General features: G+C 75.2%; 16 protein-coding genes. 13 read left to right on the forward strand and 3 right to left on the reverse strand.

All coding sequences use genetic code 11. The features are described from left to right. Nucleotides 1–129 precede the first annotated feature (129 nt). The 8 genes from ACZ4MO_RS16940 to ACZ4MO_RS16975 all read left to right on the forward strand — a co-directional run bounded on the left by ACZ4MO_RS16940 (nucleotide 130) and on the right by ACZ4MO_RS16975 (nucleotide 11,101). On the forward strand, nucleotides 130–1,167 hold the full coding sequence (locus tag ACZ4MO_RS16940) for an ABC transporter substrate-binding protein (RefSeq protein ID WP_175009804.1): 1,038 nt from the start codon (nucleotides 130–132) through the stop codon (nucleotides 1,165–1,167). Further along, entirely contained in the window at nucleotides 1,164–1,982 is an 819-nt protein-coding gene (locus tag ACZ4MO_RS16945; protein WP_074806857.1) for an ABC transporter ATP-binding protein, read from the forward strand. The genes ACZ4MO_RS16940 and ACZ4MO_RS16945 overlap by 4 nt, the downstream gene beginning before the upstream one ends. Further along, complete coding sequence (locus ACZ4MO_RS16950) at nucleotides 1,979–2,875, forward strand: ABC transporter permease subunit (RefSeq protein ID WP_175009805.1); 897 nt, start codon at nucleotides 1,979–1,981, stop codon at nucleotides 2,873–2,875. The genes ACZ4MO_RS16945 and ACZ4MO_RS16950 overlap by 4 nt, the downstream gene beginning before the upstream one ends. Before the next feature lie 52 nt (nucleotides 2,876–2,927). Beyond that, nucleotides 2,928–3,587, forward strand: a complete 660-nt coding sequence (locus tag ACZ4MO_RS16955; RefSeq protein ID WP_021483335.1) for a GntR family transcriptional regulator — start codon at nucleotides 2,928–2,930, stop codon at nucleotides 3,585–3,587. Nucleotides 3,588–3,672: 85 nt separating this feature from the next. Continuing rightward, nucleotides 3,673–4,626, forward strand: coding sequence for an Ldh family oxidoreductase (locus tag ACZ4MO_RS16960; protein WP_186810489.1), 954 nt, complete (start codon nucleotides 3,673–3,675; stop codon nucleotides 4,624–4,626). After that, nucleotides 4,623–5,927 (forward strand): acyl-CoA thioesterase/BAAT N-terminal domain-containing protein, encoded by a 1,305-nt coding sequence (locus tag ACZ4MO_RS16965; protein ID WP_186810490.1) that lies wholly within the window; start codon nucleotides 4,623–4,625, stop codon nucleotides 5,925–5,927. The genes ACZ4MO_RS16960 and ACZ4MO_RS16965 overlap by 4 nt, the downstream gene beginning before the upstream one ends. A gap of 52 nt (nucleotides 5,928–5,979) precedes the next feature. Next, complete coding sequence (locus ACZ4MO_RS16970; protein WP_175009807.1) at nucleotides 5,980–6,843, forward strand: DUF1684 domain-containing protein; 864 nt, start codon at nucleotides 5,980–5,982, stop codon at nucleotides 6,841–6,843. Between the two features lie 361 nt (nucleotides 6,844–7,204). After that, the gene (locus ACZ4MO_RS16975; protein WP_255437355.1) at nucleotides 7,205–11,101 is read left to right on the forward strand and encodes a PQQ-dependent sugar dehydrogenase; all 3,897 of its coding nucleotides are present in this window, start codon (nucleotides 7,205–7,207) and stop codon (nucleotides 11,099–11,101) included. A gap of 88 nt (nucleotides 11,102–11,189) precedes the next feature. Here ACZ4MO_RS16975 and ACZ4MO_RS16980 read toward each other — a convergent pair whose 3' ends face one another. Next, a complete protein-coding gene (locus tag ACZ4MO_RS16980; RefSeq protein ID WP_186810491.1) occupies nucleotides 11,190–12,326 on the reverse strand; it encodes an aromatic acid exporter family protein in 1,137 nt (378 codons plus the stop codon). A gap of 335 nt (nucleotides 12,327–12,661) precedes the next feature. Between ACZ4MO_RS16980 and ACZ4MO_RS16985 the strand changes: the two genes are divergently transcribed. Continuing rightward, complete coding sequence (locus ACZ4MO_RS16985; RefSeq protein WP_175009809.1) at nucleotides 12,662–13,855, forward strand: alcohol dehydrogenase catalytic domain-containing protein; 1,194 nt, start codon at nucleotides 12,662–12,664, stop codon at nucleotides 13,853–13,855. Next, a complete protein-coding gene (locus ACZ4MO_RS16990) occupies nucleotides 13,846–15,444 on the forward strand; it encodes a phytoene desaturase family protein (RefSeq protein WP_255437356.1) in 1,599 nt (532 codons plus the stop codon). Before ACZ4MO_RS16985 ends, ACZ4MO_RS16990 begins: the two co-directional genes overlap by 10 nt. 31 nt (nucleotides 15,445–15,475) lie before the next feature. Here ACZ4MO_RS16990 and ACZ4MO_RS16995 read toward each other — a convergent pair whose 3' ends face one another. After that, a complete protein-coding gene (locus ACZ4MO_RS16995; protein WP_175009810.1) occupies nucleotides 15,476–15,913 on the reverse strand; it encodes an SRPBCC family protein in 438 nt (145 codons plus the stop codon). A 139-nt stretch (nucleotides 15,914–16,052) separates the two neighbouring features. On the opposite strand from ACZ4MO_RS16995, the gene ACZ4MO_RS17000 reads away from it, so the two are divergent. Genes ACZ4MO_RS17000 through ACZ4MO_RS17010 form a run of 3 tightly spaced genes read left to right on the forward strand, consistent with a single transcriptional unit; the run spans nucleotide 16,053 to nucleotide 18,024 of the window. Then, the gene (locus ACZ4MO_RS17000) at nucleotides 16,053–16,730 is read left to right on the forward strand and encodes an ANTAR domain-containing protein (protein WP_175009811.1); all 678 of its coding nucleotides are present in this window, start codon (nucleotides 16,053–16,055) and stop codon (nucleotides 16,728–16,730) included. Beyond that, the gene (locus ACZ4MO_RS17005) at nucleotides 16,727–17,215 is read left to right on the forward strand and encodes a DUF2243 domain-containing protein (RefSeq protein ID WP_175009812.1); all 489 of its coding nucleotides are present in this window, start codon (nucleotides 16,727–16,729) and stop codon (nucleotides 17,213–17,215) included. Before ACZ4MO_RS17000 ends, ACZ4MO_RS17005 begins: the two co-directional genes overlap by 4 nt. Beyond that, nucleotides 17,215–18,024 (forward strand): cytochrome c oxidase assembly protein, encoded by an 810-nt coding sequence (locus ACZ4MO_RS17010; protein WP_175009813.1) that lies wholly within the window; start codon nucleotides 17,215–17,217, stop codon nucleotides 18,022–18,024. Before ACZ4MO_RS17005 ends, ACZ4MO_RS17010 begins: the two co-directional genes overlap by 1 nt. A 68-nt stretch (nucleotides 18,025–18,092) precedes the next feature. On the opposite strand, the gene ACZ4MO_RS17015 is transcribed toward ACZ4MO_RS17010, so the two are convergent. Beyond that, nucleotides 18,093–18,527 carry a DUF6098 family protein gene (locus ACZ4MO_RS17015; protein WP_175009814.1) on the reverse strand — a complete coding sequence of 145 codons (435 nt, stop codon included), beginning with the start codon at nucleotides 18,525–18,527 and terminating at the stop codon, nucleotides 18,093–18,095. Nucleotides 18,528–18,732: the final 205 nt, after the last annotated feature.

Consider the following 18,732-nt stretch of genomic DNA (forward strand, 5'->3'; position numbering starts at 1 on the left):
CTCCTTTCACGTTACGTCGTCCCACCAAGCGAGACGATGAGGACCACGCTGGGGCCAACTGATGCACTAGCGCATAGTGGCAAGCACATCACGGCGCGCTTGCTCGTGTGTCAGACCCCAGGAGGACTCATGGCCATCTCACGCCGCTCGTCGGTCACCATCTCGCTCGTCGCGGCGGCGGGGATCCTCGCGGGCTGTGCGGGCGGGAGCGACCCGTCCGGCGGCGGGGACGACGCCGCGCCGCAGATCTCGTTCCTCTACTCCCCCTACGCGGACTACGCGCCGTTCTTCCTTGCGGAGGACAAGGGGTACTTCGAGGAGGCGGGCGTCGACGTCGAGCTCCTCGCCAAGGGTGGGACGTCCGGCGAGACCTACCAGCTCGTCAGCACGAACAACGTCACGGCCGGTGGCGCGACGTGGGGCGCGGGCCTGTTCAACGCCACCGAGGCCGGCGCGTCGCTCTCGGTGATCGCGAGCGTCTCGCGCGTGCCGGAGAGCGGACCGAACCCGGCCCCGTTCGTCGTCGCGGCCGACTCCGGCATCACGTCGATCGAGCAGGTCGCCGGGAGCCGCGTCGGGATCCCGGGCGACGGGGGCTTCGGCATCTACTCGGTGGCCAAGGCGCTGGAGGCCGGGGGCCTCACGCTCGACGACGTCGAGCTCGTCAACGTCGGCCCGCCGGAGACGGGCCCCGCGCTCGTCGGCGGCTCCGTCGACGCCGCCTGGTCGATCGAGCCCATCTCGTCGTCGCTGGAGAGCGAGGGCATCGCGTCCGAGATCCTCCCGATCGACTACCACGCGGGCACCGAGCTCGGCGCCCTGGTGTTCAGCACCGAGTACGTCGACGAGCACCCCGACGCGGTCGTCGCGTTCACGGCCGCCTACCTGCGTGCCGCCGCGGAGCTCGAGGCGGGCGGCTGGGACGACCCGGCGAACCAGGAGATCATCGCGCGGTACACCGAGCTCCCGGTCGAGACGCTCACGTCGCTCGCGCTCACGGAGCAGGACCCGACGGGCGAGATCGACTGGGAGGACGTGCACGCCCAGGAGCAGTTCTTCCGCGAGCGCGGGACGCTCGAGTACGAGGGCGAGGCGGACGTCGAGAGCATCTTCCGCGCCGACCTCCTCGAGCAGGCGCGCGAGCGGGCCGCGGAGCTCGGCTCATGACGGCCGTCTCCGTCGAGGGCCTCTGGAAGGGGTTCCACGACCGCCGCCGCGACGACGTGCTCGTCGCGCTCCAGGACGTGTCCCTCACCATCGAGGACAACGAGTTCGTCTGCGTGCTCGGACCCTCCGGGTGCGGCAAGAGCACGCTCCTGCGCATCCTCGCGGGCCTGGAGGAGGCCGACCGCGGGACGGTGACGATGGCGGCGCGACCGTCCGTCGTCTTCCAGGACCACGGCGTGCTGCCGTGGCTCACGGTCGAGCAGAACGTCGAGTACCCCCTGCGCCTGCGCGGCGTGCGGCGCTCGGCCCGGCGCGAGCGCGTCGCCCCGCTGCTGGACATGGTGGGCCTCACGGAGTTCCGGGGCTTCTACCCGCACCAGCTCTCGGGCGGCATGCGGCAGCGCACGTCGGTCGCCCGGGCGCTGGCCGACGACGGCGCGACCCTCCTCATGGACGAGCCGTTCGGCGCGCTCGACGAGCAGACGCGCGTCGTGCTGCAGCAGGAGCTGCTCAAGATCTGGTCGCAGACCTCGCGGTCGGTGCTCTTCATCACGCACAGCGTCGACGAGGCGCTCGTGCTCGCGGACCGCGTCGTCGTCATGTCGGCCCGGCCCGGTCGCATCCTCGCCGACGTGCGGGTCCCCTTCGACCGCCCGCGCGACATCCTCGAGCTGCGCCGCGACCCGCGCCACGGCGAGATCACGTACGAGCTGTGGCGTCTGCTGCGGGACGCCGAGGCGCAGGACGCCGAGTCTCACGACGCGTCCGGGGCGGACGAGCGCTCCGCCGCCGGTGCCCGGGAGGCGGTCGCATGACGACCCCGACCGACGAGCGCACGCCCGCCCGCCCGACCGGCCCGGCCGCGAGCGGCGGGACCTCGGACGAGACCCTGGTCGGCGCCGACCGCACCGCCGAGATCACGCGCGAGCTGACCGAGGAGCTGCGCCGCAGGCGCACGGGTCGCTTCGTGCGCGTCGTCGGGCCGTTCACGCCGCTCCTGCTCCTCGCGGTGTGGGAGCTCGCGAGCCGGACGAACGTGCTCGACGCGCGGTTCTTCCCGCCGCCGTCGTCGATCGCCGAGACGTTCGCGCAGCTCGTCGGGAGCGGCGAGCTCTTCGAGCACGCGGGCATCACGCTCACACGCATCGCGATCGGGTTCGTGCTCGGCGCCGTGCCCGGGCTGGTCCTGGGCATCGCGCTCGGGTCCGTCACGACCCTGCGCACGCTCCTCGGGCCGATCTTCGCGAGCCTGCTGCCCGTGCCCAAGGTCGCGATCTTCCCGCTGCTGCTCCTCGTGTTCGGCCTCGGCGAGGCGAGCAAGTACGTGATCGTCGCGATCGGCGTGTTCTTCTACGTCTTCTACAACGCGATGGGCGGCGTGCTCCAGACGCCGCAGATCTACTTCGACGTGGCGACCGCCAACGGGGCGGGCCGGCTCCAGCGCTGGCGGACGGTCGCGCTGCCCGCCGCGCTGCCGAGCATCTTCACCGGCCTCAAGCTCGCCGTGGGCGGCGCGTTCGTCATCATCGCGGCCTCGGAGTTCGTCGGGTCGCGCAACGGCCTGGGCTATCTCATCTGGAGCTCCTGGACGACGTTCGCCGTCGCGAAGATGTACGTGGGCATCGTCACCATCTCCGTGCTGGGCTACCTCTCCACGACTTTGGTCACGGTGCTCGAACGACGACTCGTGCCCTGGTCCCGTCAGTAGGAGGCAGCATGAACCCCCACCACGACCCGTCCCGCGTGCCCGGGGTCGGCGCATGAGCGTCGTCCCGGCAGCGGACCGGATCTACCACGAGCTGCGCCGCCGGATCATCTTCACCGAGCTGCGCCCCGGCGAGGAGATCGACGTCACCGAGACGGCGTCCGAGTTCGGGACGTCGCGCACGCCGGTGCGCGACGCGCTGCACCGCCTCGACCACGACGGCCTCGTGGACGTGCGGCCGCGCGCCCTGTGCCGCGTCGCCCCGGTCACCCTCAAGACGCTCGTCGACGTGCTCGACGTCCGCGAGGCGACGGGACCGATGGCGACGCGTCTCGCGGCCGCCCACGCGAGCCCGGCCGAGGTCGACGAGCTCGCGGCCATCGCCGAGGGCACGTACCCGCAGGCGCAGGACGTGCAGTCGATCCTGTCGGCGTCGCACCTGTTCCACTGCCGGGTCGCGAAGTACTCGCGCAACCCGCGCCTGCACGCGATCACCGAGCTCGCGCTCGAGGACCTGGAGCGGGCGTTCCGGCTCTGCGGGCGCCAGCCCTTGGAGCCCGGGCCGCCGCTCGACGACCACCGGCTCCTCATCGAGGCGCTCCGTGCGGGCGACGGAGAGCGCGCCGCCCGGCTCGAGCTCGAGCACATCCGCCGCGGCCGCAGCGTCGTCATGGGCCTCGCGATCGACTCCGGGGCGTTCTTCGGCGACGACTGACCGGCTGCCCACGCGCGACGACCCGCACGACCCGCCCGCCCCACCCGCACGACCCGACCTACCCCGACCACCCGAGAGGACCGCCGTGCCCGCCACCCCCACCGTGCGCGTCGACGCCGCGGACGCCCGTGCCCGGGCCCGCGCGGCGCTCGCCGCCCACGACCCCGCCGACGCCGACCTCGCGGCCCGCGCCGTCGTGGCGGGGGACGCGTCGGGGTGGCCCGAGTTCGGTCTGGCGCTCCTCGTCCGCGAGCTGCGGGACGCGAGCGCGCGGACGACGGGGCGGGCCCGGCCCGCGGGGCCGGCCGTCGTCGTGACCGGGGCGACCGCGACGCTGGACGCGCACGACCTCCCCGGGCCGGTCGCGCTCGCCGCCGCGGTCCGCCAGGCCGCGGAGCTCGCGCGCGGGCTCGGCGTCGGCGTCGTCGCCGTGCGCCACGCGGGCGGCACGGGGCGCGTCGGCGCGTACGTCCGCGCGCTCGCCGAGGACGGGCTGGTCGGGGTCGCGCTCGCGCAGTCCCCGGCCACCGTCGCCCCGTACGGCGGGACCGCTCCCGTGGTCGGCACGAACCCGCTCGCCGTGGCGGTGCCGCGGGCCGGGCGGGGTCGCGCGCTCGTCGTCGACGCCGCGACGAGCGCCGTCACGCTCGCCGACGCGCGGCGCCGCGCCCGGGAGGGCACGCCCCTGCCCGACGGCGCGGCCCTCGGCCCCGACGGCGAGCCCACCCGGGACGCGAGTGCCGTCGGTGCGCTGCTCCCGGCCGGTCTGCTCGGGTCCCTGCTCGGGCTCACCGTGGAGGCGCTCGCCGGGCTGGTGACGGGCGGACGCGGCGACGCCGTGGGGCGCGGGCTCTGGGTGCTCGCGCTCGACCCCCGCGCGTTCGGCGCCGACGACCTCGCCGACCGGGCCGACCGCCTCGGCGACGACTGGACCCGCGCCGGCGGCCGCGTCCCGGGCGCCCGGCCGGACGCGGAGGCGTTCGACGTCGACCGCGACGTCTGGGACGCGCTGGACCCGGCGACGGGAGGCACGTCGTGACGCTCCGGCTCACCGTCAGCCCCGCCGACGACCTGCTCGACGTCGCCCGCCGCATCGAGGTGAGCGGCGCCGCACCCGGCGCGCTCGTCACGGTCCGCGCGACGACGGACCGCGCCGGGACCACCTGGTCCGCCCGCGCGACCTACCGCGCGGACCGGGCCGGCACGGTCCGGCTCGACCGCGACCCGCCGATGACCGGCGACTACGGCCGCGTCGACGGGATGGCGCTCCTCACGTCCCAGCGGCCCGGCCCGACGCCCGGCACGGCCCCCGGCCGGCCCGCCGCGACCGACGTCGCGCGCCCGCTGCGCACGCGCCTCGAGGCGTGGGACGAGTCCGACGCCGCACAGCGCGCGACGGCCGACCTCGTGCAGCGCTGGACCGGGCCGGGGGTGCGACGGCGCGAGGTTCGCGAGGACGGCCTCGTCGGCACGCTCTTCGTGCCGCCGGGCGACGGTCCGCACCCGACGATCGTCGTGCTCAACGGCTCGGGCGGCGGCATCAACGAGCAGCGCGGCGCGCTCTACGCGTCGCGCGGGGTGCAGGCGCTCGCGCTCGGGTACTTCGGCGCGCCCGGGCTGCCCGACCACGTCACCCGCACGCCGCTGGAGTACTTCGAGACCGCGCTGCGCCACGTGCACCGCGAGCTCGCGCCGCGCGCCGGCGTCGTCGTGGTGAGCGGCCAGTCGCGGGGCGGCGAGCTCGCGCTCCTGCTGGGCGCCACCTACCCGGGCCTGGTGGGCGCCGTCGTCGCCTACGTGCCCGGGGCCCACGTGCACGGCGCCCAGGGCGCCGCGGACCCCGCCCAGGGGTGGGACTCCCCCACGTGGACGCTCGGCGGCGAGGCGCTCCCGCACCTGTGGCAGGACAACCCGGGCGTGACGTGGCAGCCGTGGACCGGCGGGCCGCCCCCGGACCGGTACCGCGACGTCTACGTCGACGGGCTGCGCGACCGCGGGTTCGCCGCCCGGTCGCGCATCCCCGTCGAGCGCATCGCGGGCCCCGTCGCGTGCGTCTCCGGCATGGCCGACGGGCTGTGGCCGTCGAGCATGTACGCGCGCCAGGTCGTCGAGACGCTGCGCGCCGCGGGCCACGCGCACGAGACGCTGCTGCTCGACTACCCCGACGCGGGCCACTCGATCGCCCTGCCGCACCTCCCCGTCGCGCAGGGCCCGACCCGCCACCCCGTCTCCGGCATCGAGCTCTCGGCCGGCGGGACCCCCGCGGGCAACGCGTACGCCGACGCCGACTCGTTCGCGCAGGTGTGCGCCTTCGTGGAGCGCGCGACGCGCGTGCCCTGACCTGCACCCTCCGACCCCGATCCTGACCCGACCCATCGACGAGAGGACCGACATGTCCGCAGTGAGCGCCGAGTACCGCCAGGAGTGGGAGCGGTGGCACCGCGCCCGGATCGACGAGCTGACGAGCCCGTACGGGTGGATGTCCATGGTCAGCCAGGACTGGCTGACGGGTGCCGAGCCGCTCCAGGTCGAGGGCGTGCCCGGCACGTGGTCGGTCCAGGACGACGAGGTCGTGTACACGCCCGACGGCAGCGGCGAGACCGTGACCCTCGACGGCGCGCCCGTGACGGCACCGACGCCCGTGTCGACCGGTCACAAGTACTCCCTCGTGCCCGCGTTCTACGGCGACCTGCGCGTCGAGACCATCCGTCGCACCGACGCGACCGGACGCCAGATCTTCGGCGTGCGCGTCCGCGACCCGCGCGAGGCGGCCCGCAAGCGCCTCGACGACATCGAGACGTTCCCGCTCGACGAGCGCTGGGTCCTCCCGGCGCGGTTCACGCGGACGGCGGAGCAGGCGTCGGACTACCCGACGGTCGAGCGCGGGGTGTTCGAGGAGCAGCGCGTGATCGGCACCGTGACGTTCACCCTGGACGGGACGGAGCACACGCTCCTCGTCGCGGGGCGCCCGGACGACGACACGGGCATCGAGCGCGGCAACGCGCACTTCACCGACACCACGAGCGGCAAGGAGACGTACGGCAACGGTCGGCTCGTGCGCGTCCCCGACACCGCGCGGGACGGTGACACCGTGGTCGACTTCAACCGCGCCTTCTCCTTCCCGTGCGCGTTCACGAACTTCGTCACCTGCCCGCTCGCCCCGGCGCAGAACCGGCTCCCGGTCGCGGTGACCGCGGGCGAGAAGAAGCCGCCGCTCCAGATCGACCGCATCCAGACCTTCGCGCAGGCGTCCTGACCCGTCCGCGCGACGCCCCGACGGCGGGCGACCGGCACGTCCGGTCGCCCGCCGTCGGCGTCCGGGCGGCCTCCCGGGCGCCGCGCGGACCGATCCCTTGACACTCGGAAAGCGCTTCCCTACGCTGCGAGAGTCGCGCACACGGACGTGCCGCTCGAGAGCAGGACGGGAGAGCAGGACGCGGCGACCGCTGAGGTCACCGACCGTGCGCCCGGCCCGGACGGCCCTCGCCGCAACGACGCGGGGACGAGGACCGACGGCGTGCAGGAGGGCCGGCCCGGCGGCGGACGCCCGGCGGGTCGGTCGCATGACAGCGCTAACCAGCGTCGTGCCAGCACCATCCGACGAAGTGGAGCAGACGATGACGTCTACGCATGCGAGCCGACGAGGCAGGGCGGCGCTCGCCCTGTCCCTCGCGGCCGTCCTGGGAGGGACCCTCCTCGGACCCCCGGCGGCCGCGGAGGAGGCCGCGGACGAGTTCAGCGAGGTCCTCAGCTTCGAGTCCTACCAGCGCACCGCCCTGAACGGCCAGGACGGCTGGTCCGCCTCCTCCGCCGCCCGGGTCGTCGCCGACCCGCTCAACGGCAACAACCAGGTGCTCGAGATGGTCGGGGGGACCCAGCGGGCCCACCGCGCCGTCCCCGGCATCGCCGACGGGACGACCGGCACCGTGTTCTTCCGCTTCCTGCGCTCCGGGAGCGTCGACACGTCGTTCGGGATCACCGACCTCGACGCGCCGTCCGACTACGCGCACAGCCGCGCGTACGTGAACAACCAGAACAACGACGTCATGCTCGTACGCGACGGCGGCGCCTTCAAGCCCGCGGGCGTGTGGTCGCGCGACACGTGGCAGTGCGTCTGGATCGTCGCGGACAACGCGACGGACAAGGTCAGCGTGTACAGCCAGGGCGGCCCCTACGAGGAGGTCACGCGGCTGCCCGCGGGCACCGAGCAGCAGTTCGGCTTCCGGCAGGCCGTGAGCGGCGCGCTCGACCGCTTCTTCTGGATCAACGGCGCGAGCAGCGCGGGCAGGCTCCTGCTCGACGACGTCGCGGTCGACACGACCGGGCAGAACCTCGCGGTCCCGACCGGCAACCCGGCCGACTGCGCCGGGGGCGGCACCGCACCCAGCGAGCCGCTGCTCAACCCGCTGCCGGACCCGACGCCGTCGACCCTCGGCATCGAGGTGACCGAGCTCGCCCAGCTCCCCGAGTCGTCGACGACCCCGGCGACGCAGGACCAGCGCCTCGTGCGGCACAACCGGATCACGCACCTCGACGAGATCCCGGACGGCTCCGGCCGCCTCATGGTGCCGGACAACAACGCGGTGCTCTACACGGTCGACAAGGACACCGGCGCGCACGTGGCGTACCTCGACGTGCGCCAGCAGTTCCTCGACAACTTCCACAACAGCGCGGGCCTCGGCACGGGCCTCGGCTCGGCCGAGTTCCACCCCGACTTCGCCGAGAACGGCCTGTTCTACACGGTGCACACCGAGGGCGGCACGGCGCTGACGCAGGACACGCCGGACTACCCGGCGTACGGCAACACCCAGTTCCACAGCGTCGTCACGGAGTGGAGGGCGACCGACCCGTCCGCACCGGTCTTCGCCGGCACGAGCCGCGAGGTGCTGCGCGTGCCGTTCGCGGGCCGCGTGCACACCGTGCAGCAGATCGCGTTCAACCCGACGGTGACCGAGGGGGACCCCGACTACGGCAACCTCTACGTCCTCGTGGGCGACGGCGGCAACGGTGTCGGCAACGGCAACCCGCAGGACCTCGCGACGCCGCAGGGCAAGGTCTTCCGCATCGACCCGCTCGGCGACGACAGCGCCAACGGGAGGTACGGGATCCCGGCGGACAACCCGTTCGTCGGGACCCCCGGCGCGCTGCCCGAGATCTATGCCCTCGGCCTGCGCGACCCGCACCGCATCAGCTGGGACCCCGAGGGCGACCACACGATGTACCTCGGGCACATCGGCGAGTGGCAGGTCGAGTCGGTGTACGCCGTCGAGCCGGGCGACAACTTCGGCTGGTCCGTGCGCGAGGGACCGTTCCTCGCGGACAACCGGCAGATCTTCCCCCTGCCCGCCGACGACGCGCAGCACGGCTTCACCTACCCCGTCGCCGCGTACGACCACAACCGCGACCCGGGCCAGACCGGCGACGCGGGCGTCGCGCTCAACGGCGGCTTCGTGTACCGCGGCGACATCCCCGAGCTGCGCGGCCGCTACCTGTTCACCGACCTCGTGCGCGGGTGGGTCCTGGGCACCGAGGCGGACGAGATGGTCCGGAACGACGGCGACCCGGGGGACCTCGCCGAGATCGAGCACCTGCGCGTGTTCGCCGACGGCGCGGAGACGACGTTCCAGGAGCTCGTCGGCGACCAGCGGGTCGACCTGCGGTTCGGCGCGGACGCCGACGGGGAGCTGTACCTCATCTCGAAGGCGAACGGGAAGATCTGGCAGGTGACGGGCGCGCGGCGCGCGACGGCCGCCTCCCCGGTCGCGCTGCCCGAGCTCGCCCCGAACCTCGTCGCGCACTACGACTTCGACCACCCCGTCCAGGGTGCGCCGACGTGGGAGGCGGACCAGGGCTGGTCGGGGACCGACATCGAGCTCGTCAACGGCGGCGTCGAGATGCGCGTGGCCGACCGGGCCTACCCCGGCGCGGGCGAGGCGCTCCAGACGCAGCAGATGAGCCCCCGCACGGCGTCGAACGACGACTGGAAAGCCGGCCTCTACGACCCCGACGGCGTCGACTCGCTCGGTGCGTTCGCCGGGGCGGACGAGATCTCCGTAATGGGCTGGTTCAAGCCGACCGGCGAGCACCCCGCCCTCAACTCGGGCACGACGAACCCCGACGACCGCTACAACGCGATCGGGCTCGCGGGCGTCCTCACGGGGACGTCGGACGGGCACGCGGTGCGCGCACTGCTCGAGGTCATCACGGTCGACGGCGAGCTGCGGCTCGTCGCGCTCGGGCGCCGCCTCGACGGCGGCGGCTCGTGGACGTTCGCGGCCGACCTGCCGTGGGACCAGATCCTCCAGCGCAACCAGTGGGTGCACCTCGCCGCGACGTTCGACTTCGCGGGCGGCGAGATGAAGCTCTACCGCAACGGCGAGGAGCTCGAGGGCCGGTACACGGCCTCGAACCCGTGGGGCGCGGGCGCGACGTCGCCCACCGACCCCGCGGGGATCAAGATCGGCGGCAGCTTCCCGCAGGACACGCGCGAGGCGAACCCGTTCCACGGCCGCATGGACGACCTCATGTTCCTCGACGTCGTCCCGACGCCCGAGCAGGTCGCCGCGCAGTACGCGCTGTTCGGCGCCGAGCCGGTCGAGCCCCCGGCGCCGCCGTCGTGCGCACCGGCGGGCGAGCCGATCACCGACGTCCTCGGTGCCGAGCACTGGGCGCCTCGGACGCCGGCCAAGTGGCAGTTCCCGGGCGACGCCGTCGTGCTCGCGCAGGCGGGCGACAACCCGGACGACGGCATCCGCCGTCCGTTCGAGTACGCGGTCCTCACCGAGGGTCCCGAGCTCGGCTCGTTCGCGCTCGACGCCGAGGTGCGGCTCGACGCCCCCGCGTCCGTGAACAACCGCGACGTGATCGTGGTGTTCGGATGGCAGTCGGACACGCAGTACTACTACGCGCACCTGTCGCAGGACAACACGATCTACGCCCACAACGGCATCTTCAAGGTCGACGGCAAGGACCGGGAGCGGATCGACGACCAGTGGGACGGCGCCGTCGGCGCTCCCCCGGCGGTCACCGACGAGGAGTGGCACGACGTGCGCGTCGTGCGCTGCGCCGACAGCGGCGACGTCGCCGTCTACGTCGACGGGCTCGACACGCCGCTCCTCACCGCGAACGACACGACGTTCGGCACGGGACGCGTCGGGTTCGGCTCGTTCGACAACACCGGCAGCCTGCGCGGCCTCGTGGTCACGCCGGCCGAGGAGCCGGCCGGCGTGGCGCTCGACGTCGTCGTGACGCCGCGGTGCCTCGCGGGCAAGGCGTACCTCGCGGTCGCGGCGACGAACGCGTCCGACGTCGCGGCGGACGTGACGATCGCCACGGCGTTCGGGTCGCGCGCGGTCGCGGGCGTCGCACCCGGGGCGGCGGCCTACCAGTCGTTCGCCGCGCGCGCGACGGTGCTCGAGGCGGGCTCCGTCACCGTGGCGGCCACGGCGACGGTCGACGGCGAGGAGGTGTCGAGCGAGGAGGTCGTCGAGCACGCGGCGCACACCTGCGGCTGACGCCGTCCCCGGCCGCCTGAACCGCCCCGGCCCCGCACGGCTGCGTCCGACCAGCCCGCGGGACCGGGGCGGTTCCGCGCGCCCGTCGTCAGGCGGCCGCGAGCGCCGCCACGCCGCGCCGCAGCGCGAGCACGACCGCGCCCGCGACGAAGTAGTCCTGGTCGTCCTCGCGGCGCGCCGCCCGCACCCCCTCGTGCAGCTCCTGCGTCCGCTCGGTGAGCTCGCGCAGCGCCTCCTCGGAGGCGGGCTCCGTGCCGACGGACCGCAGCGCACCGGCGTAGGCGTCCAGGGCGCGCGCCGCGAGCGGCCGCAGGCGGGCGCCGAGCGCGAGGTCGTCGCGGTCCTCGCGCTCCCACTCGACGAGCAGGCGCACGAGCGACTCGACGACGTCGGCCGACCCCTCGAGCTCCTGCGCGCGCCGCACCTGCGACGCGGCCCAGTCGCGGTGCCGGCGCAGCCGGATGTTGGCGCGCGCGGCCTCGCGCGTCCGCGCGACGGCGTCGCGCGCGCGGGTGAGCGTCGGCTCCACCTCGCGCCGTCGCTCCTCCCACTCCTCCGCCGACGGCGGGCGCTCGCCCGCGAGACCGTCGCCGAGCGCCTCGACCTGGTCGACGAGCATGTCGCGCAGCCCGTCGAGGGCCTCCTCGGTCGGGGTGAGGGGCAGCGGGGGCACGAGCAGGTTGATGACGACGCCGATGCCCGCACCCACGACGACGAGACCGGCGTACGCGCCGACGAACTCGACCTTCGCGTCGTTGCCGATGATGAGCACGAACAGGGCCGACGTGACCGCCCACGTGCCCATCTCGCCGAACCGCCGCCAGCCCGCGCACAGGAGCGCGAGGCCCACGACGAGCGCCACGGACAGCGCGCTCGGGGCGAGGACGAGGTCGACGCCGCGGGCGATCGCCGCGCCGACGAGGATCGCGAGGATCGCCTGGGCCGACTCGCGGACGGAGCGCGCGAGCGTGCTCGTCGTCGCGACGACCGCGCCGAGCGGGGCGTAGTAGGGGTACTCGGAGAACGGGGCCGGGGCGAGCACCCCGACGTACCACGCGACCGCCGCCGCGAGCGCGCCCTTGACGGCCAACGACCACCGGGGGTGGCGCACCCACTGCCGCTGCGCCGCCGCGACCGCCCGGCGCGCCCGCGTGCCGGCCTCCACGACCCGGGGCGCCCGGGCCGCGAGCGGGGTCCGACCCGTGCTGCTCTCGTCTCGTGCCACGGCACGAGGGTGCCCCGCCCGGCGGGCACCCGCACGCGCGCCCTCCCACCCGGGTGCTCGACGACCGGGCACGAGCGACGGTTCGACGTGTGAGCGGGCAGAGCCGGTGCTTCACTGGCGGCGTCGGTGCAGCCAGACGCCGACGCGCGCGAGCGGTGGTCACCGCCACGGCCTCTCGCTCGGTCGCCTCCGGGACAGCTCGGGGGACGCGATCCAGCGCGACGCTCCGACACCCGTCGACCCGCGCCGCCCCCGCGAGCGAGACGCAACGGAAGGCCGTCGCCCCGGCCGGCGGCACACCCCTCACGCACCACCCACGGAAGGACGGCAGCACCATGCGAGCACTGACCTGGCAGGGACGCGAGAAGGTGAGCGTCGAGGACGTGCCCGACCCCCGGATCGAGCAGCCCACGGACGCGATCGTGCGCGTCACGTCGACCGCGATCTGCGGCTCAGACCTGCACCTGTACGGGGTGCTCGGGATGTTCCTCGACGCCGGCGACGTCCTGGGCCACGAGACCATGGGCGTCGTCGAGGAGGTCGGGCCCGAGGCGGGGAACCTCCGGGTCGGCGACCGCGTCGTCGTCCCGTTCAACATCGCGTGCGGGCACTGCTGGATGTGCGAGCGCGGCCTGCAGACCCAGTGCGAGACGACGCAGGTCCGGTCGCAGGACAAGGGCGCCGCGCTCTTCGGGTACACGAAGCTCTACGGCCAGGTGCCCGGCGGCCAGGCCCAGTACCTGCGCGTGCCGCAGGCCCAGTACGGGCCGGTCGTCGTGCCCGACGACGGCTCCCCGGACGAGCGGTACCTCTACCTGTCCGACGTGCTGCCCACCGCGTGGCAGGCCGTCGAGTACGCCGACGTGCCGCCCGGCGGCACGGTCGTGGTGCTGGGGCTCGGCCCGATCGGCCAGATGTCCGCGCGGATCGCGCTGCACCGCGGCGCGTCCCGCGTCGTCGGGATCGAGCGAGTCCCGGAGCGGCGGGCGATGGCCGAGCGCCACGGCGTCGAGACCCTCGACCCGTCGGCGGTCGACGACCTCGTCGGCGCGGTGCGCGACCTCACGTCCGGCCGCGGCGCGGACTCGGTCATCGACGCCGTCGGGATGGAGGCGCACGGCTCCCCCGTCGCCGAGGCCACCCAGAAGGTCGTCGGCGTCCTGCCCGACGTCCTCGCCGCGCCCCTCACGGAGCGCGCCGCGACCGACCGCCTCGCGGCCCTCTACACCGCGATCGACCTCGTCCGCCGCGGCGGCACGATCTCGATCTCGGGCGTCTACGGCGGGGCGAAGGACCCCCTGCCCATGATGCAGCTCTTCGACAAGCAGGTGACGCTGCGCATGGGGCAGGCGAACGTGCGGCGCTGGACCGACGACGTCCTCCCCCTCGCCGCCGACGTCTCCGACCCGCTCGGCGTGCTGGACCTCCGGACGCACCGGCTGCCGCTCGAGTCGGCCCCGGACGCGTACCGCACGTTCCAGCGCAAGGAGGACGGCTGCATCAAGGTCGTGCTCGACCCGTGGGCCTGACCACCGTCGACGCGGTCGTGGTCGGCGCGGGGCCCAACGGCCTCGTCGCCGCGAACGCGCTCGTCGACGCGGGGTGGGACGTGCTCGTGCTCGAGGCGCAGGACACGTACGGCGGCGCGGTCCGCTCCGCCGAGGTCGCGGCACCGGGGTACGAGACGGACCTCTTCAGCGCGTTCTACCCGCTCGCGGCGGGGTCGCCGGTGATCCGGGGCCTGCACCTGGAGGAGCACGGGCTCACGTGGTCCCGCGCCCCGGACGTCCTCGCGCACGCGCTGGACGACGGCGGTGCCGCCGTCCTGCGCGCCCGTGCCGAGGACACCGCCGCCGGGCTCGAGGAGGTCGCGCCCGGTGACGGCGACGCGTGGCTCGAGCTCGTGGCCGGGTGGGACCGCGTGCGCGACCCGCTCCTCGACGCGCTCTTCAGCCCGCTCCCGGCGGCCGGGCCGGTGCTGCGCGTGCTGCGCCGGCTCGGCGCGGCGGGCACGCTCGACCTCGCCCGGCTCGCCGTCCTGCCCGTGCGCCGCCTCGCCGACGAGACGTTCCGCGGCGAGGGCGGCGGCCTGCTGCTCACGGGCAACGCGATGCACGCCGACGTCCCGCCCGACGCCGCGGGCAGCGGCGTGTTCGGCTGGCTGCTCGCCATGCTCGGCCAGGACGTCGGCTTCCCGGTCCCCGCCGGCGGGGCCGGCCGGCTCCCCGACGCGCTCGTCTCGCGGCTCCGCGCCCGCGGCGGTGAGGTCGTCACGGGCGCGCGGGTCGAGCGGGTGCACGTGGTGCGCGGCCGCGCGGTCGGCGTGAGCACGGCCGACGGGAGGCACGTGCGCGCCCGCCACGCCGTGCTCGCCGACGTCAGCGCGCCCGCGCTCTACCTCGACCTCGTCGGCGCCGACCGGCTCCCGGCACGGCTCGTGCGCGACCTCGGCCGGTTCCAGTGGGACCACCCGACCGTGAAGGTGAGCTGGGCGCTCGACCGGCCGGTCCCGTGGACCGCGCCCGGGGCGCGCGGTGCGGGCACGGTGCACCTCGGCGTCGACCGGGCGGGGTTCGTCGACGTCGCGGCCTCGCTCTCGCGCGGCCACGTCCCCGAGCGGCCCTTCCTCGTCCTCGGGCAGATGACGACCTCGGACCCCACGCGGTCGCCCGCGGGCACCGAGTCGGCGTGGGCGTACACGCACGTGCCGCACGGCGTGCCGTGGACGCGCGAGCGCGTCGCGGACGAGGTGCGTCGCGTGGAGGACGCGGTCGAGCGCGTCGCTCCCGGCTTCTCCGACGCGGTCGTGGGCCGGTTCGTGCAGACCCCGGCCGACCTGGAGGCGGCCGACGCGAACCTCGCGGGCGGGGCGATCAACGGCGGCACCTCCGCCGTGCACCAGGAGCTGTTCCTGCGCCCGACGCCCGGACTCGGCCGCCCGGAGACGCCCGTCGCGTCGCTCTACCTCGCGAGCGCGTCCGCCCACCCCGGCGGCGGCGTCCACGGGGCGTGCGGGTGGAACGCGGCGCGCGCCGCGCTCGCCGCCGCCGGACCGCGCGGGTCGCTGCGCCGCGCGCTCGTGCGCACCGCGTGGGCACGGCTGCTGCGCGACCCCTGACCCGGCGCGCCGCCGGCACGATCCGCGAGCGCTACGGGTTCCGGCGCTCCGCGAGGTACGCGAGCCGCCGCAGGGCCTCGACGTTCCGGGGGCCGATCACCGCGCTCCGGAGCGGCCGGGGCACGAGCGTGCCCGGACCCTTCTCGGCGTCCTCGGTGATGCGCACAGTGCAGCCCTGCTCCGTCGGGCGCACCTCGATCCGCACGCGCGCCTCGCCCGCGGGCCAGCCGCGCGCCTGGAGGTCGATCCCCCGGTTCGGGTCCCAGGCGCGCACGACCGTCTCGTCGTCGAGCAGCGCGGGCCACAGCCCGACCGAGTGGAGGATCCTCGAACCCGGCGCGGGCCAGGAGTCGTCGACGGCGCGGATCCGCGCCGTCCCGACGACCCACGTCGAGTACGACCAGCCGTCCGCGAGGACGCCGAGCACCGCGTCGGAGGGGCATCGCACGGCCCGAGTGACGGTCACCATGAGGCGACGCTAGTCGCGCGCCCCGCACTGGCAACCGCTCGCGCCCACCGCGACTCCGCGCGAGCGCGAGGCACCCCCCGTAGCGTGGGGGACCTGCCCACGACACCGTGGGCGGCCACGTCCAGGAAGGGAGGGCGCGATGGGCATCGCCGGCTTTCCCCAGGAGTTCGCGGACCGGGCCGCGACGATCCTCGGCCACGGCCTCGAGGTCAGCGTGACGATGCGCCAGGCCGGGGTGAGCGTGCGCGCGGGCAGCAGCACCGAGGCCGCCGCGCGCTGCGACCAGGCCGAGGCGCTCGACGGCCGCGGCCCGTGCATCGACGCGATGGACCACGGAGGACGTCGCGTCATCGCGTCCGTGGCGGACGCCCCCGGGTGGGAGCGCTGGTCGCGCCAGTGCGTCGAGGAGGGCTTCGTCACGGCGGCCGCCGTCCCCGCCGCCGTCACGGCCGACGTCGCCGTCGCGCTCAACCTGTACTCGCGCGCGCCCGACCCCTGGACGCCGGAGCTCCTGACGGCGGCCGACGCGTTCGCGCAGCTCGTCGCGTCGGCGGTCGGCCTCCGCCTCGAGCTCGCGGTGCTCGAGGACTCGACCGCGGGCTTCTACCGGGACATGTCCGACGCCGTGGCGACCGAGCGCGCCGTCGGGGCGATCATGCAGACGAACCGGTGCTCCGCCGACGAGGCCCGCCGCATCATCGACTCGGCGTCCCGGCACCGGAACGTGAGCCCGCGCGAGGTCGCGGAGTCCCTCCTGCGCGCGCTCGTCGTGGAGGACGCGCCGGACCCCGCCGACGACGACCCGGGCCTCCCGTGAGCGTCCCCCACGACGCCGACGGGGCGCACGCGCACGACCGCCGCACCGTGCTGTCGGGCGTCCTGTTCGGTGCCGGGATCGCGGCGTCGATCATCGACCTGTTCGTGTTCCACCTGGGCCTGCAGTGGCACCACTTCTACGACCTGTCGACGACCCAGGTGGCGCTCGCCGCCGACGGCGTCTTCCACGCGGTGGGCTGGTTCGTCACCGTCTGGGGTCTGTTCCTGCTCGCCGACGTACGCCGCCGCACGGAGGTGTCGTGGTCACGGTGGGTCGGGTCCGTGGTCGTCGGCGTCGGGGGCTTCCAGCTCCTCGACGGCGTCCTCAACCACAAGATCCTCGGGATCCACCAGATCCGGTACGGCGTCGACCTCCTGGTGTACGACGTCGTGTGGATCGGGACGGCGGTCGTCGCGCTCGCCGTCGGGCTCGTGGTCCTGCGCCGCGCGCGGCCCGCTCGTGCAGGCGCCGCCGGGACCGCGTGATGCCTCCGCACGACCACGTCGCGAGCGGCGGGCCCGCCCTGCTGACGGTCGTCGCCGTCGTCGCCCTCGCCGTGGGCGCTGCGGCGTACGCCGCCGGGCTGCGGGCGGCCCGGTCGCGCAGCCCCTGGCCCGTGCGGCGCACGCTGTCCTGGTACGCGGGGCTCGTGAGCGCGGGCGTGGCGGTCGTCGGGCCGCTCGCGGACGCGTCGCGGTCGAGCTTCACGGCCCACATGGCCGGGCACGTCCTGCTGGGCATGCTCGCACCGCTGCTCCTCGTGCTCGCCGCGCCGGTGTCGCTGCTCCTGCGTGCCCTGCCGCCCGCCCGGGCGCGGCGCGTCGCCGCGGTGCTGCGCTCCCCCGTGCCGCGCGTCGTCGGGCACCCGGTGATCGCCGGCCTCCTCGACGCGGGCGGGCTCTGGCTCCTGTACACGACGGGACTCTTCCACCTCGCCCACACCTCCCCGGTCGTGGGCGTCGTCGTGCACGCGCACGTCCTGCTCGCGGGCTGGTTGTTCACCGCGTCCCTCGTCGGACCGGACCCGCACCCGTCCCGCGCGTCCTTCCGGGTGCGCGCGGGCGTGCTCGTCGCCTTCGTCGCCGCCCACTCCGTGCTCGCGAAGTGGCTCTACGCCCACCCGCCGGCGGGCGTCTCCCCCGCCGACGCGCGCACCGGCGGGCAGCTCATGTACTACGCGGGCGACGTCGTCGACGTCGCGCTCATGGTGCTCCTCGTGGCCGGGTGGTACGCGGCGACGCGGCCCCGGGAGGTCCCGGTCGCGCGCGGCCGCCCGCGGCCCGGCCTCGCGTGACGGCGCCTGCTCGACGACGCCTGCTCGACGACGCGGGCGCGCGGGCCCGGCCGTGGGCGGGCGGCTCCTCACGTCCCGTCGTCGCCCGGGTCGAACGCCTCCCGGTACAGCCGACCCGCCTCCTCGACGACCCGCGGGTCGAGCGACGCGGCCGGGACGACGTCCACCAGGAGCGGCTCGCTGTCCGGGCCGCGCCCCGCGACCTCTCCCGTGAGGAGCCACGGGAAGCGCTCCGGCGTCATGAGGTGCGCGTACTGGCAGAGCTGGCGCGCCACCCAGTGCTCCACCGGGCGCTCCCACCACGGCTCGGGCGTCAGCGGGTTGACGCTGAGACCGGGCAGCAGGCACCCGCTCTCGTGGTCGCGGCTCACGCTCTCGGCGTCCTGCTCAGGACCGCCGCTGAACCGCACGTAGAGGGGGCGCACCACCTCCACGAGCTCGGCGACCTCCGCGAGGCTCCGCAGGCGGGGCAGCGTGTCGAGCGTGCTGGGCGCGTCGGGCATCGGGACCTCCTGGACTGGCGTCGTGCAGGCGGGGCCCCTTCTCGACTCTCCGTGACGGACGGGACCTGCCGGTCACGCCCGCCGTCCCCAGGCTACGAGGGGGGTCGGCGGCCAGGCATCCCCAGGCCTGCGAGCGCCGGGAGGTCGTGCGACGGTGGCAGGACGCGCCGCCCGTCCGGGGCGCGAGACCCGCACGAGAGCCCGA

Source organism: Sphaerisporangium cinnabarinum, from assembly GCF_055567015.1.

Bases quoted from the DNA above. Each gene is read 5' to 3' on its own strand.
- ACZ4MO_RS16940 (WP_175009804.1), top strand. From the start codon at position 130: ATGGCCATCTCACGCCGCTCGTCGGTCACCATCTCGCTCGTCGCGGCG.
- ACZ4MO_RS16945 (WP_074806857.1), top strand. From the start codon at position 1,164: ATGACGGCCGTCTCCGTCGAGGGCCTCTGGAAGGGGTTCCACGACCGC.
- ACZ4MO_RS16950 (WP_175009805.1), top strand. From the start codon at position 1,979: ATGACGACCCCGACCGACGAGCGCACGCCCGCCCGCCCGACCGGCCCG.
- ACZ4MO_RS16955 (WP_021483335.1), top strand. From the start codon at position 2,928: ATGAGCGTCGTCCCGGCAGCGGACCGGATCTACCACGAGCTGCGCCGC.
- ACZ4MO_RS16970 (WP_175009807.1), top strand. From the start codon at position 5,980: ATGTCCGCAGTGAGCGCCGAGTACCGCCAGGAGTGGGAGCGGTGGCAC.
- ACZ4MO_RS16975 (WP_255437355.1), top strand. From the start codon at position 7,205: ATGACGTCTACGCATGCGAGCCGACGAGGCAGGGCGGCGCTCGCCCTG.
- ACZ4MO_RS16985 (WP_175009809.1), top strand. From the start codon at position 12,662: ATGCGAGCACTGACCTGGCAGGGACGCGAGAAGGTGAGCGTCGAGGAC.
- ACZ4MO_RS16995 (WP_175009810.1), bottom strand. From the start codon at position 15,913: ATGGTGACCGTCACTCGGGCCGTGCGATGCCCCTCCGACGCGGTGCTC.
- ACZ4MO_RS17000 (WP_175009811.1), top strand. From the start codon at position 16,053: ATGGGCATCGCCGGCTTTCCCCAGGAGTTCGCGGACCGGGCCGCGACG.
- ACZ4MO_RS17010 (WP_175009813.1), top strand. From the start codon at position 17,215: ATGCCTCCGCACGACCACGTCGCGAGCGGCGGGCCCGCCCTGCTGACG.
- ACZ4MO_RS17015 (WP_175009814.1), bottom strand. From the start codon at position 18,527: ATGCCCGACGCGCCCAGCACGCTCGACACGCTGCCCCGCCTGCGGAGC.